This is a genomic window from Candidatus Liberibacter solanacearum CLso-ZC1 (genome assembly GCF_000183665.1).
In the GTDB taxonomy this organism is placed as follows: Bacteria; Pseudomonadota; Alphaproteobacteria; order Rhizobiales; family Rhizobiaceae; genus Liberibacter; species Liberibacter solanacearum.
The window spans coordinates 545,753-560,824 of the sequence record NC_014774.1 but is presented as its reverse complement, the minus strand read 5'-3'; the positions used below and the strand labels follow the sequence as shown (position 1 = coordinate 560,824).

Here is a 15,072-nt window from a genome sequence, read left to right as displayed (position 1 = left end):
ATATCTCTGGGGATCAATTCTTCAGGGATCTTGAAAAAGTCAAAATACTTATACTTTTAGCCCCAGCTTTTTTGAGAGCAATAGCAGCGTATTGTGCAGTTGCACCTGTCGTATAGACGTCATCTATCAGAAGAATTTTAAATCCAGCAATATATTTCTGGGCATATTGAGGGACATGAAAAGCATTATGCAAATTCCTTTTTCTAGCAGATAAAGATAACTCTACTTGTTGTCGAGTAAAACGGGAACGAACCAAAATGCCAGGAACAAATGGCTTCTTTCCATATTGAGAAATAAGCCGTGCGAGTTCAGATGATTGATTATATCGACGGTAAATAAGACGAAAACGATGTAGTGGAATAGCAACAATCAAGTCAGAATCCATAACCAATTCTTTTCCAACACGAAACATCCATTGAGCCATCATAATAGCTAAATCAGTTCTATCATGATATTTCAAAAGTCGTACTAAAACACACGATATATCACAATATACAACTACAGAACGTATCGGGATTAAGCGCAAATCCTGCCTTAATAATTCCAAAGGCTTTTCATTAATAATATTATCGATATTTTCTAAATTCTGTGTAGCAGAAGATATAAAATTAATTTTTGACCAACAAAATGCACATAAACAAAAACGACGATCTATCATTCTACTACAAATTGGACAAATACTTGGATATACATAGTAAAATAATTTACTAATAATAGATTTTATTATTAGTAATCCCGAAGATATACTTATCTTTGTCCTGAATATCATTGTTAGAGAATGTTCCTATATCATTCTATAGGTCAAACGAAATTATTTTATATTTCTTTTATACATTATAAAAATTATTCAGGTTTATAACCCAAATTCTATCGAAATTAATTGGCAGCATATAGAAAAAGCAAGATGCTTACTATTATGATAGTTTGTATACTAACTAAAAAATTATGTATGCTAAAACTTATTTCTTTCCAAAAATTAGCAAAATAAAAAAAGACATTTAGGCAATGGTAATCAATGGTAATGAATCTAATAATATTTAAAATACTAAAAAACACTCTCTTCATTATGTGCATTGTTACTTTTTTTATTAAACTAAGAATTTTTTAGAATATTATATCAAAAATAATTGACAATAGAGAAATAAAATTCAAAATACAAAAAAGCCCAGGTGGCGGAATTGGTATACGCGCAGGTTTCAGGTATCTGTGCCGCAAGGCTTGGAGGTTCAAGTCCTCTTCTGGGCACCATGAAAATATCAAATATCGTTTGCTATTTTGACATCCATACTTATTTTTTAAAATACGATATTTTCATTTTATATCTTACTGTATGCGAGAATATTTTATGATATACTGTCTTAGATATAGACGATGTTATTTCTATCTATTGCTCTCATTTCCTTTAGAACAATAAATAAAAATTTAAAATTTATTCTCATTAATTTTGATACACACATAGTGAAAGATGTTGCTAAGCTAAAGATACTATCGCATCATCATCGTCTACTTACCAAACCGATAGTACTCCAGATTATCCGATCATTTTATGAAAAATCAATAACTACTTACTTGCTCGAATAAATTTCAGAACATTTTCTGGAGAAGAAATTTCATAAGGATCTGTAGGGCAATTATCAGAGAATCCTTTTTCTATAAACCAATGTTGAATGATCATGTCATCAATCAAAGCGCCATAACGCCAAGAACGTACACCAAACCCCAAGTTATCTTTATAGACAAGCATTCCCATTTTACGCGTAAACTCACCTGAACCATCAGGTAATAATTTAACATTCTTAATGCCTAAACTTTTTCCCCAAGCATTCATGACAAAAGAATCATTGACCGAAAGACAATAGACATCTTCGATTCCTTCGGAAATCAAATCGTCATAGATTTTTTCAAAACCAGGAAGCTGACTATTTGAACAAGTGGGGGTAAAAGCACCTGGAAGAGCACAAAGAAATACCTTTTTCTTAGAAAACAACTCTTCCGTACTCACATCTTTCCATTCAAAAGAGCTAGAACCATCCAACGCTGTTTTTTTGACACGTGTACGAAAAATTACATGAGGTATCTTAAAATCGATCATTTCTTATCAAAATCCATAAACTAATAGATTAATAAAGCACTATATGATAGTAAATCAAAAAGATAAAGTATGCAATAGGAAGAATAATTTAACCACATATTTTCATAAATTATTAATGATAATCTCCTCGAGGAGGAGAAATTTTTTCTATTACATCATCCTTTTTATTAAGGAAAATTTATAGATTATTGAATCCAAAAAAACTATAATAGAAAACCAAATGATAGTACTTGCAGAATGAATAGACTACTCATCTCATGTATAGAATTATACAATTGGCACTATGGACATCAACAATTTATATATAAGAATATAAATTATATAATTTTGATAATCATAATTCTTGTACACATCATACAAGCATGAGTGATTTGATTGACAAAAGGATCTATAAAGATCATTACTAAATAGAGTTGATAAAAGATAAGAAATAAAAAATAAGAATTATATAGATGCATATTTTCTTTTTCCACTATAGGAAAATACATTATTAAGGAGATATATCTGTTGAAGAAAAACAATCTATTTCTCAATTATTTTCCCCTAAACATATAGCAAAATCACCCCTTTACCATAAAAAAGTAAAACTGTTAAAGGTACGAAGTGAATTATGCGTAACATCTAGTAATAAAATATCCATGTATATATTACCTATCGTATGCAAAGAGGATAATATCAAAATTGATATTTTTTCCGTATACATTGATATTCTCATCTAGGAAAATTATAATGTCCATAATAACTACTAAGCTCAAACTAGTGTCTAAAAATAGTGGCTCCACGCAATGAATCAAAAAATTTTGCTTGCCGAAGATGATAATGATATGCGTCGTTTTTTAATAAAAGCTTTAGGAAATGCTGGATACGAAGTCATATCCTGCAATAATGGAGCTAGTGCATACGATAAAATTCGTGAAGAACCTTTTTCGCTACTCCTAACAGATATCGTTATGCCAGAAATGGATGGCATTGAACTAGCACGCAAAGCAACAGAATTAGATCCAGATTTAAAAGTAATGTTTATTACGGGTTTTGCTGCTGTTTCCTTAAATCCTGATTCGAATGCCCCTAAAAATGCAAAAGTTCTTTCCAAACCCTTTCATCTACGAGATCTTGTGAATGAAGTAAATAGATTGCTTGCCGTATAAAATTAAATATAAAAATCATAAATAAGTTGACGAAATTAAATCATATGCTTTACAAATAAGTGTTACGTTGTAATAAATGGGCATGTAGTTCATTGGTAGAACACTACGTTGACATCGTAGGGGTAGCAAGTTCGATTCTTGCCATGCCCACCATTAAAATGACTATATTTACATAGAAAATCATACTATCTTGTGTAAATATTTTATTTTTTCTTTTTGAGTATGATTTTTAGAAAAATTAGAGGGCATTATTCTTAAAAATATTCTCACCCCTCTTTGCTTACATAAAAAATAAGATTCAACGCCTAAGATAGCTTTATCTAAGAACACAAAATATTTCTCCAAATATCAAATGATCTTAGAAACTAATCAGCGCTTTCCCAATTATAATGCTTATACACCGCTACATTTCCACTCGTAAGACTAGACCGCACCATATTCATGGTCTGTATAGTAAACATAAAACGATAAATAAAAATCTTACATATTTAATGGCGTTCTTACTTTTTAAATCCCTTAGCAAGCAAAAACATTTCCACTGATTCTGCTCTTGATGCCATTGGTTTAATATGAATTACTTTTTGGAAATTCTTTTTGAGAAGACAAAGTATATCTTGCGTTGTTCCCCCCTGAAATGTTTTAACAAGGAAGTCACCACCTTCATTTAACATCTCCAAAGCAAAAAATGTAGCAGCTTCACACAAACTCATAGTACGCAAATGATCAGTTTTACGATGACCAATAGTCGGATACGCCATATCTGAAAGAACAAGATCAGGATTTCCACCTATTGCCTGATGTATAAATTCCCAAGATTCTAAATCTAAAAAATCAAATTTGAAGAATTTAACCCCTAGAATCGGTTCCATATCTAATATATCTATAGCGACAATACGAATATCATTAGACTTCGCGGCAGTCATACGTGCAGCCACTTGTGACCAACTTCCTGGAGCAGATCCAAGGTCAACAATACGCCTGCTAGGATGAAGTATCCGGTGTTTTTCATTGATCTGAATCAACTTATATGCAGAACGTGCACGCCAACCTTCTAATTGAGCCTGTTGTACATAAGGATCATTAATATGCCGACTTAACCAACGATGGGAAGATTCCTGACAAGAATTATTTTTTACTTTCTGAATTAGACCACGTCGGGAAGAGCCACCTAATAATTTCACCATAGTTTTCTTTCTTTTCCCTATCTCAATACTCCACTCATACAACAATGACTTTACTCTTTATGAAAGAATTTTATAACAATAAGAGTATTACAAACCTTTATTTTTACAATTCAAATATGGATAAAATGAAAAGTCATTCGATGAAAGAAAGCATTAAATCTAATGTATATTGACAAAAACAACAGATAAGACTTATCTGTTGTGGAATTTACTTCACCATACAAATTATATATTCCTAAAGGATCTTACTCCTTTACAGGTTAAGTTGCATCAAGTAAACAGTACGACATTGGGGAATAGTTCAATGGCAGAACGACGGACTCTGACTCCGTTAATCTTGGTTCGAATCCGAGTTCCCCAACCAAATATAAAATTAAGATAATCCTATACTGAGCACGAATCTCCTGATCACCCTAAAGAAAGTGAGGAGAAGAGCGTAAAACATCAGCAATATCATATGCTTATAAGGTTATATAAAATATTCTTCAATTATCGCATACTAGAGATTCTAATACAAAACAAAGACATTACTGTTTACTTGCAACAATATATAAATACTACTACGAATCAAATCACTTTTCATTCTCCCTATTTGAAAAATAATCAAATATATTGAGTACAATCAATAGAACATATGACATATGAAAATAGCGACCACATAGTAGCCGCTATAAACATAAAATTAAATTATGAAGATAATTTAGAAACCGTGTTTCCATGCTAAAGCTACATTTACACCTTTATTCGGACGGGAATCATATAGAGTAGAAAGTTTTACTGTTGTGTCTTTAGAAAATTCATACGCCACTCCAACACCGGCTGTCCAGCTATTTTGTTTTGTATTTGTCGTAAATTTATCTTTATTCCAAAAATACTGCGCTCCTGGGGAAATGCTGATATTATCTCTAACATTCACTTTATATCCAGCAAAAATAGAGGATTGAGACTGATCATAGTAAGAATTCTTACCATTAGCCCATAGAGCACCAAAATCAAAGGAACTGCAATTACTTAAACGAGCACTAACATTCGCTCGTACAGCTAGGTGCTTATTATAAGTATCATAACCACCTGTAACTGTAGATTTTAACTTTCCAAAAACATAAGAAACCATATAGCCAATGCCTAATCCCCTCTTTTTAGCTGCCTGCTGTAAAAGATCTGCGGAAAGACCTGCTTTTACAAGACCAAAAGAACGTTGATAAGAAAGAGATGTTATATTTGCTTCATCATTATTCAGAGCAGCCATATCGTAAACAGAACTAACCTCATTACTCCAAGGTTTATAATAACCTGCTTGAACCCCTCTTAGATTAAGATACAACTCATCTAAGGTAATATTAACATTCTCAAAAGTTCCAGAAGGAGTGAACATATTACTGTCATTTTTTACACGCCGTAACGTCGAAAGATCAGGAGTGTATACTTTTAATTTTAGCGAACCTTGAAGTTTTCCTAATCTAGTCTGAGTTTTATAATCTACAGCAACGCCAGTCTTCAAAGGATAACTATATTGAGGAGAGGCACCCTTTACATATAAACTCGATACACTCGGCTCATAATATTTAGAAATTTTCAGGCAATGATCCGAAAGATATTTTTGATAGCCTTTCTCGCAATAATGTGCATTCTTGTGATTTTTTACTGTACTTTTATGAACTACCGCAAAAGATTCGGTATAGGAAAGAACCGCTATGATCGCAGCGGATCCCAAATAAATATTCTTAAACTTCATGACTTATCCTTCTTTTACTTACAAAAAGACCACACAGAACAGTTTTCCTGACAAAACGAATCAAAAATAAATTCGACTGCTTAGTGCATTAAAAAGATCCTTAACTGAAAGTAAATAGATATACAATATCTTATCTAATTAATTCATATTTTTATTCTCTATGCGACATTAAATGTTTTTAAAAAACAATATAACAAAACAAATATTTCCATTTTATTACATGTTTATATCGTATATTGCAGTAAATATACGCAAAAATAATACAATATATTATCTCATCAAAATCAATTTTATTACATGTTTATATCGTATATTGTAGTAAATATACGCAAAAATAATACAATATATTATCTCATCAAAATCAATGAACCAGTCTCTACTTAGCAAGTCAAACAATCCTTCAATCAAAATTGTTTTCTTACTCAGCAAATAATATTAATCTAAAATAGAAAATATCAAAATATTTTGATTATATTTTTGATCTATAAAAAATTATGCTCGCTATCCACAACTAAATCCATAGATATAAATTCATGAAGAACGCAAAACTGCATTTGATTTCTTAGTAACATTTTCTATAATACGTTCTGTCAGCGCCCGAACATCCTCATCACAAAAAGCCTCTTTTAAGGGCTGAATTAAAACTTCCAGAGCAATAGACTTTTTATCTTCTCCTAGTGATTTTCCTTCAAAAACATCAAAAACCCTCACATCTACTATTAATTGACGATCAATCCTTCTGACTATATTAATGAGAGTAGCCGTAGGAACAGTTTTATCTATAATGAAAGCAAAATCACGTCTAATCGGATGAAAGGAAGGAAGATTAATGATTTTTTTGGATGCGATAGGTTTGTTTTTAGGGATAGGAATATAATCTAGGTAAACTTCAAAACAACAAATAGGATTAGATAATCCAAAAAAATCTAAAATTTCAGGATGAAATTCTCCAAAATATCCCAAAACTACATTGTTATTCACCTTAATGGTTCCAGAACGCTTTGGATGATACCAAGAAGGCGCACCAGATTCAATTTGAAGAGAATCAATAGATACAAAAGCCTCAATGACGGCTAATGCATCTGCTTTAGCATCAAACACATCTACAAACCTACACTTTTTCACAGATTGTTCTGACCAAAATCTTCCAGATCCTTCCATACAGGAAGATCCTTTTCTAATCCCCGACGCCATACATTTTTGCCCCTCAGGTCTATCATTTTCATAAACATGAGATACTTCAAATATTGCGAGGTCCATGATTGCACGATCAATACTACGACTAACGGCTTTTAATAATCCAGGCAAAAGAGAAGTCCGCATATTAGACATTTCTACAGAAATAGGATTGAGGAGTTCCAATTCCGGCTGCCCTCCCCCAAAAAGAACTGATTGTTTTTTAGGAATAAAAGACCAAGTTATTAATTCCATCATAGAGCGAGAAGCAAGCACTCGTTTGGAATAACGTATCCTACTCTGTTGCAATGATAAATTTCTTTTTTTCCCGAGATGAGTCAAAGAAAGTGGCTCACCTTTAATCTTATCGACCCCATAAATTCGTAAAATTTCCTCTACTAAATCAGCTTTCTCCTCAACATCTTGACGCCAAGAAGGGACAGAAACCGTCCATACCCCTTTTTTCTCAATAACATCGAATCCCAGATTTCTTAAAATACACAAACTCTCTTTAAGAGGGACCTCAATACCCGCTAGTCGTTTAACTTCCGAATTTATAAATTCAATGGTACGCGGTTTATATATCTCATGCTTTCCAACAAAAATATCCGAAGCCATACCCCCGCATAGAGATAAAATCAATGATACTTCGTATTTAAGGATAGGAAGCATCCCTTGCAAATCAACTCCACGTTCAAAACGATAACGAGAATCAGTACTAATACCCAAAACATGACCAGAATGGGCTATATTAAGAGAATCCCATAAAGCAACTTCAACCAAGACATCTGTTGTATCATCATCACAACAAGCATTCTTCCCGCCAATAATACCTGCAATAGACTCAATACAATTATCCGATGCAACCACTACATTATCTGGAGATAACTCATATTCTTTATCATTTAGAGCTATAAATTTTTCACCGCTACGTGCACGACGAATCGTAATATCGCCTGATATTTTAGAAGAATCAAATACATGTGATGGATATCCTCGATCTATAGCAATGTAGTTCGTAATATCCACAAGAGCGCTAATAGGACGTAATCCAACAGCCTCTAACCGTTGACGCATCCACTTAGGAGAAGAAGTATTGCGTACACCCCTTACACAACACATAGCAAATCCCTTGCATAAGCGCGCGTCATCTAAATCAAATTGAATCTCTACTGGAATTGATCCAGATGAAGAAAAAACAGGAGCATCAATTTCTTTTAACTTTCCTAAACCAGCCGCAACTAAATCCAAGGCAATGCCACGCACACCTGAACAGTCTGATCGATTAGGAGTCAGAGCAATATCAATAATTGGATCAGATAATCCAAAATAATCGCTAAATCTCCCTCCTACAGGAGCGTCAATAGGCAATTCTATTATACCTACACAACTATCCGAGAGCATTAATTCTTTTTCAGAGCACATCATGCCCATACTTTCAATGCCGCGAATCTTTCTCACATTTATTGTCATATGATTCTCTGGAATACAACTTCCAGGAGGAGCCCAAATACCCAATAAGCCAACACGAACATTAGGAGCACCACAAACGACTTGAACAGTCTTTTGCTCTCCAACATCAATCTGAAGAACTGAAAGATTTTGTGAATTAGAATGTCGTTGTACAGACAATATTTCTACTATTCTGAAAGGAGCTAAAGAATCACGGGTATCCACCCCTTCAACTTCAAGCCCAATAGAAGTTAAATTATCGCATATTTCTCCAAGACTAGCATCTGTATCAAGATGGTCTTTTAGCCAAGATAATGTAAATTTCAAAGAAATTCATCCTTATTTTAAGTAAGAAAACAAAGGGGGAATTTCGAGTGGAGAAAAACCATAGTGTTCAATCCACCGCACATCAGATCCAAAAAAATCACGCACATCAGGCATTCCGTACTTTAACATCGCTATACGATCAAGCCCTATCCCCCAAGCAAAACCTTGATATATATCCGGATCAATACCAACGCCACGCAATACTCTAGGATCGACCATGCCACATCCTAAAATCTCCATCCATTCCGCCCCTTCATCAAACTTTATTATACCCTCAGAGCGACTGCACCGAATATCAACTTCAAAGGAAGGTTCTGTAAAAGGGAAAAAAGATGGACGAAAGCGCATTTCAAGGGATTCTACTTCAAAAAATGATTTACAAAAAGACTCCAAAACCCAACGAAGATTTGCAATCGTTGCAGATTGACTAACGACTAATCCTTCTATCTGATGAAACATTGGCGAATGCGTAGAATCGGAATCCCGACGATAGGTTTTGCCAGGAACAATTACTTTGATCGGAAGATCTTGATATTCCATTATTTTGATTTGAACTGGAGAAGTATGTGTCCGCAATAGTTTATGCTTTCCTCCAACAATTCCAGGCATGAAAAAAGTGTCATGCATTTGGCGAGCAGGATGTTCATCTGGAAAATTTAATGCGGTGAAATTATAATAATCCGTTTCAATATCAGGACCTTCTTCCAATACAAACCCCATATCCATAAAAATACATGTCACCTCATCAACAACCTGTGTAATTGGATGAATCCTTCCCCTATGACATGGAGAAGAACGAACTGGCAAACTAACATCAATAGATGGAGAAGATATCTGGGCAACAATAGATTGATTACGAATAAAATATTTGCGAGAAGAGATCTTCTCAGACAACTCATCTCTCAATTTATTAAGAACAAGCCCCCTAGAACGAACCTGATCAGGATTTAAATTCTTTAAATCTTTTAAAAGAGAAGATACAGACCCTTTTTTGCCAAGAGCAGAAGCACGAATAGCATTAAGACAATCTATACTAGAAGCAGAATCAATAGAATCCAAAATAGAGGACCTCAATTGTTCTACATCATCATCAAAACAATCAAATTTAACCATCCTATAAAAATCCAAACCAACACTAATTCAATACTTTAAAGTAAAAAATATCAAAAACCAATAAAAAGTAACAATGATACTTATGAAAAATCAGCAGATTTGTATGGAATACCCTAAAAATCAATAGTAAAAGGAAATATCATTTTTTAATGAATACGGCATCCTTTACTTATATCAAGTTGGCCTTCGAAACATCGACAATTTTTTCAAAAGAACCTGGCTTTTCAATAGCAAGCTCGGAAAGAGTCCTACGATCAAGAGTAATGCCTGCCTTTTGCAAACCATTAATAAACTGAGAATAATTTAAATCATATAAGCGAACAGCAGCATTAATACGCTGAATCCACAAAGATCTAAAATCACGCTTTTTAACCCTACGATCACGATACGCATACTGCCGAGATCGATCGACAGCAGCCTTAGCAGTTCTTATAGTATTCTTACGACGACCATAAAACCCTTTGGCTAACTTTAAAACTTTTTTATGCTTAGCGTTAGAAACGACGCCTCTCTTAACACGAGTCACTATCGCACTCCTTCAAACAAAAGACAGAAAAATATTTTGCCTATTAAATATCAATATCTAAAGACCATTAGGAAGGTAGTTCCTTATAATCTTCTTTGCATCAGCAGCACCCAAAACCATGGCACCCCGCGCATTACGAATAAACTTATTCGATCTTTTTATCATTCCATGACGCTTACCCGCAGCCTGCGCTTTAACTTTCCCGCTAGCAGTAATACTGAAACGCTTCTTAGAAGAAGAATTCGTTTTCATCTTAGGCATTTCATCACCTCAACTCCAAAACATACAAAAAAAATTCCAAACCAACAGAAAACATCAACTAAAAGAGTTAATAAAAAACATCCACTACAATAGATAAAAAGCTTCGCATTCACTGCTTTTCAAGCCTATGCAGATTCAAAAAAATAGTCAAGTAACTAGATACAGAAATTCAAATCACTTTGGAGATAAAATCATAATCATCTGCCGACCTTCAAATTTAGGCTCGTAATCAACTCTAGAAATCTCACTAACGTGATTCTTGATCTTTGTTAACAGATTATATCCTTGATCCGGATACATCATTTCACGCCCTCGAAATCTGACATATACTTTTACCTTACAACCACCCCTTAGGAAGCCATCTATAGATCTTAATTTTACCTCATAATCATTTGACTTAATACCAGGGCTGAGTTTTACCTCTTTTGTATCAACGCTTTTCTGCTTCTTACGAGCTTCTGCCGCATTTTTTTGCATAGTATACTTTAACTTACGCAAATCAAGCATCTTGCAAATAGGAGGATTGGCTGAGGAATCAATTTCCACAAGGTCTAAGTTCGCTTCTTGTGCCTTTTTCAAGGCTTCTGAAGTGCTGATCTCATTTACGCCCTGACCATCAGCCATTATCAACTTAACAACTACGGGGTTATGTAGTAACACCTCATCATTAACCCTATAATTATCTTTTGAACTTACATCTAATTTAGATGATCTATATACCTTGCGAATCTCTATATTCCCCCTATACTAATAAAAACAACGCTCTCAAGATGCAGTAACTATATCCTTTAGTCAAGTATATTTTAAGATAGAAAAACTACTCTAAAAAGCCATATATAATTAAAGATTAAAAGATGCTTTTTAATTTTAAAAATAACAATGATCTTTTGATTACTATTATAGCCCCCCCTTTCCCCACATTATGAAATTATCAAAAGCCGCAAAAAAACAGAAAAATTACAAAAAATCATTCCAAAATTTAATTCGGATGTAATAAATGAAAAAAATAAGCTTTTTCTTTTGCGACAATTCTGATCTCTTGCTATAATTCCGAAATGCAAAACAAACCCACCCCCCTATCAAGAATACGCAATTTTTCCATCGTAGCTCATATCGACCATGGAAAATCAACCCTTGCAGATCGATTTATTCAATATTGCAGAGGTCTCACCGAACGTGAAATGTCTTCGCAAGTCCTGGATAACATGGATATAGAACGTGAACGAGGAATCACAATCAAAGCACAGACAGTCCGCCTCAATTATACAAGTGAAAATGGTCAAGATTATCTGTTAAATCTCATTGATACCCCTGGACACGTAGATTTTACATATGAGGTTTCCCGCTCTCTTTCAGCCTGTGAAGGATCTCTTCTTGTAGTAGACGCAAGCCAAGGCGTGGAAGCGCAAACCATTGCAAATGTTTACCAAGCAATTGATAACAATCATGAACTTATTACTGTCCTCAATAAAGCAGATCTGCCTTCTGCAGACCCAGAGCGTGTAAAAAAACAAATTGAAGAGACCATTGGCATCAACACAGATGATTCTTTGCTTATCTCAGCAAAAACAGGGGAAGGAATACAACAGCTTCTGGAAAAAATTATACAACAATTACCACATCCTACAAGCCCAGAGGGAGAGAACGCTCCACTCAAAGCCCTACTCATCGATAGCTGGTACAATAGCTACCTTGGCGTCATGGTGTTAGTTCGAATTATAAATGGAAAACTAACAAAGGGACAGACCATAAGATTAATGGGAACCAACGCAAAATACAAAGTAGAACGCATTGGAGTTTTAACACCTAAAATGGTAGATATAGAAACATTATATCCTGGAGAGATCGGCGTCATGATGGCCTCTATTAAAGAGGTCTCCCATACTCGCGTTGGCGATACCATAACCGACGATGATTTTCCAACCACCTCAGCCTTACCCGGATTCAAAGAAATACAGCCTGTTGTTTTTTGTGGCTTATTCCCCGTAGATGCTTCCCAATTTGAAAACCTACGAACAGCGATAAAAAAATTACGGCTTAATGATGCGTCTTTTTCTTTTGAGTTAGAGAATTCCACTGCCCTTGGATTCGGTTTTAGATGTGGTTTTCTTGGACTCCTTCATCTGGAAATCATTCAAGAACGCCTTGAACGAGAATTTGATTTAGACCTTATAGGAACCTCTCCATCTGTCATATACAACCTATCCATGCGTGATGGCAGTATAATAGAGCTCAGCAATCCATCAGATATGCCAGATATCACAAAAATTTCTGAATTGAAAGAACCTTGGATTAGCGTAACTATTATAACACCAACCGAATATCTAGGATCTATTCTTAAATTATGCCAAGAAAGACGCGGCATACAAATTGACATGAACCACATTGAAAATCGGACAATACTAGCTTATGAACTTCCCCTTAATGAAGTCATTTTTGATTTTTACGATCGTCTCAAATCAGTTTCCAGAGGATATGCATCTTTCGATTATACTGTCATCGATTATAGAAACGGCGATCTGGTAAAACTTACTATCTTGGTCAACGATGAAACAGTAGATGCTCTTTCCATATTGGTTCATCGTTCTGTTGCGGAAAAACGCGGTCGAGGAATATGTGAAAAATTAAAAAATCTCATTCCACAACAAATGTTTCAAATAGCAATCCAAGCAGCAATTGGAGGCCGTATTATTGCCCGAGAAACAGTAAAAGCACGTCGCAAAGATGTAACAGCAAAGTGCTATGGCGGAGATATAACACGTAAACGCAAACTATTAGAAAAACAAAAAGATGGAAAGAAACGTATGCGTCGTTTTGGAAAAGTAGATATACCTCAAAACGCCTTCATTTCTATTTTAAAAAGCAATAACGAATAAATCTTGTCATTTTGAATTATAATAAGATTATATTCCATCGAACTATTTTCGCATGGTATTGGTCATTGTAGTATAAATTATGATCAAAAATGTATTTGTTTTTATAGAAAAAATCGCAAAATATTAGAAATTCTATTCTTTCAAGGATATATACAATTCTCGCATCATCTTCCCTATTAATAAGCGTAGATGATTTCACCTTAAACCTACATGTGATAATTGAATAACAAGTAAAAGCAATACCATGAAAGATCTACAATGAATCTTCTTTTTGATATGCAATTAATTAATAAAAATCGCCTCCGATCTCTTCGACAAAAAGATTTTTCGTCTCATTTCCTCTTAGATATAGTCGCTAAGGAAATATCTTTTCGACTGAATATGATCAATAAAACCTTTGACAATGCTATGGAACTACATGGAGCAACTGGAATAGTTGGACGCACCTGTATGAAAACCCAAAAAATTAGTCGCATGATTCGCACTGAAATTTCTACAGAATTTTCTACTTCAGACAATACAGTTCTCGCCTGCCCTCTTGAAGATATTCCTTCTATTCCTCAACCTATTGACTTAATTTTATCCCCTCTAACCCTCCATATAATCAATGATACTCTGGGTATGTTTCTAAAAATAAAAAATACATTAAAGCGAGGAGGAGTGTTTTTAGCAGCAATTCCTGGGGTAGGAACCCTCCGTGAACTTCGCAAATCGCTATTACAAGCTGAGACAGAAATAACTGGCGGCGCCAGCCCTCGTATCATTCCATTTATGGATATTAAGAGCGCAGGAGCTCTAATGCAAAAAGCGGGCTTTATCTCTCCTATTATAGATCAAGATAATTATACCGTATATTATAAATCAATGTTTCATCTTATGCATGATTTACGTAAAATGGGAATGTCCAACCCCCTTATTCACCGCAGCACAACCCCCCCTAAAAAATCACTTTTCACACGCGCTGCCGAAATATACGCAGAAGAAAATTCTGAATCGACAGGAAATGTAACCGCTAATTTCTCTATTATTTATGTGATCGGATGGAAATCTTCTGCTTCTAAAGAAGAAAAAATAGTAAAATAAAGCCATTATCTTAAGTAGAATAATTAAAAATACGAAAAACTATTATTAAATACGAATTCCAATGCAAATATCTAAATGCAGATAGCATCTATAATGAGA

At 34.3% G+C, this 15,072-nt stretch carries 12 protein-coding genes and 3 tRNA genes; 6 read left to right on the top strand and 9 right to left on the bottom strand.

Annotated elements, in window-relative coordinates:
* Nucleotides 1-13: 13 nt before the first annotated feature.
* Nucleotides 14-658, bottom strand: coding sequence for a ComF family protein (locus tag CKC_RS02545; protein WP_013461923.1), 645 nt, complete (start codon nt 656-658; stop codon nt 14-16).
* Between the two features lie 505 nt (nt 659-1,163).
* Between CKC_RS02545 and CKC_RS02540 the strand changes: the two genes are divergently transcribed.
* Nucleotides 1,164-1,248 (top strand) — tRNA-Leu (locus tag CKC_RS02540).
* 313 nt (nt 1,249-1,561) lie between these two features.
* On the opposite strand, the gene CKC_RS02535 is transcribed toward CKC_RS02540, so the two are convergent.
* On the bottom strand, nt 1,562-2,092 hold the full coding sequence (locus tag CKC_RS02535; RefSeq protein ID WP_013461922.1) for a peroxiredoxin: 531 nt from the start codon (nt 2,090-2,092) through the stop codon (nt 1,562-1,564).
* A 785-nt stretch (nt 2,093-2,877) separates the two neighbouring features.
* On the opposite strand from CKC_RS02535, the gene cpdR reads away from it, so the two are divergent.
* Together cpdR and CKC_RS02525 are read left to right on the top strand one after the other, a co-directional pair.
* Nucleotides 2,878-3,240 (top strand): cell cycle two-component system response regulator CpdR, encoded by a 363-nt coding sequence (gene cpdR, locus CKC_RS02530; RefSeq protein ID WP_013461921.1) that lies wholly within the window; start codon nt 2,878-2,880, stop codon nt 3,238-3,240.
* A gap of 78 nt (nt 3,241-3,318) precedes the next feature.
* Nucleotides 3,319-3,393: transfer RNA gene (locus CKC_RS02525), tRNA-Val, on the top strand.
* A 347-nt stretch (nt 3,394-3,740) separates the two neighbouring features.
* Here CKC_RS02525 and CKC_RS02520 read toward each other — a convergent pair.
* On the bottom strand, nt 3,741-4,424 hold the full coding sequence (locus tag CKC_RS02520; RefSeq protein WP_044054285.1) for an RlmE family RNA methyltransferase: 684 nt from the start codon (nt 4,422-4,424) through the stop codon (nt 3,741-3,743).
* Between the two features lie 290 nt (nt 4,425-4,714).
* On the opposite strand from CKC_RS02520, the gene CKC_RS02515 reads away from it, so the two are divergent.
* Nucleotides 4,715-4,788, top strand: a tRNA-Gln gene (locus CKC_RS02515).
* Between the two features lie 336 nt (nt 4,789-5,124).
* Here the strand turns inward: CKC_RS02515 and CKC_RS02510 are convergent.
* The 6 genes from CKC_RS02510 to infC form a co-directional block, all read right to left on the bottom strand.
* On the bottom strand, nt 5,125-6,159 hold the full coding sequence (locus CKC_RS02510; RefSeq protein WP_013461918.1) for a porin: 1,035 nt from the start codon (nt 6,157-6,159) through the stop codon (nt 5,125-5,127).
* A 531-nt stretch (nt 6,160-6,690) separates the two neighbouring features.
* Complete coding sequence (gene pheT / locus CKC_RS02505; RefSeq protein WP_013461917.1) at nt 6,691-9,114, bottom strand: phenylalanine--tRNA ligase subunit beta; 2,424 nt, start codon at nt 9,112-9,114, stop codon at nt 6,691-6,693.
* Nucleotides 9,115-9,126: 12 nt separating this feature from the next.
* Nucleotides 9,127-10,227, bottom strand: coding sequence for a phenylalanine--tRNA ligase subunit alpha (gene pheS / locus CKC_RS02500; RefSeq protein ID WP_013461916.1), 1,101 nt, complete (start codon nt 10,225-10,227; stop codon nt 9,127-9,129).
* Between the two features lie 169 nt (nt 10,228-10,396).
* A complete protein-coding gene (gene rplT, locus CKC_RS02495; RefSeq protein WP_013461915.1) occupies nt 10,397-10,753 on the bottom strand; it encodes a 50S ribosomal protein L20 in 357 nt (118 codons plus the stop codon).
* Nucleotides 10,754-10,810: 57 nt separating this feature from the next.
* A complete protein-coding gene (gene rpmI, locus CKC_RS02490) occupies nt 10,811-11,014 on the bottom strand; it encodes a 50S ribosomal protein L35 (RefSeq protein WP_013461914.1) in 204 nt (67 codons plus the stop codon).
* Nucleotides 11,015-11,188: 174 nt separating this feature from the next.
* Nucleotides 11,189-11,674: a translation initiation factor IF-3 gene (gene infC / locus CKC_RS02485; RefSeq protein ID WP_013461913.1), complete on the bottom strand. Its 486-nt coding sequence runs from the start codon at nt 11,672-11,674 to the stop codon at nt 11,189-11,191.
* Nucleotides 11,675-12,069: 395 nt separating this feature from the next.
* On the opposite strand from infC, the gene lepA reads away from it, so the two are divergent.
* Together lepA and CKC_RS02475 are read left to right on the top strand one after the other, a co-directional pair.
* Entirely contained in the window at nt 12,070-13,890 is a 1,821-nt protein-coding gene (gene lepA / locus CKC_RS02480; protein ID WP_013461911.1) for a translation elongation factor 4, read from the top strand.
* A 258-nt stretch (nt 13,891-14,148) separates the two neighbouring features.
* Complete coding sequence (locus tag CKC_RS02475; protein ID WP_013461910.1) at nt 14,149-14,973, top strand: methyltransferase domain-containing protein; 825 nt, start codon at nt 14,149-14,151, stop codon at nt 14,971-14,973.
* The last annotated feature ends 99 nt before the right edge of the window (nt 14,974-15,072 follow it).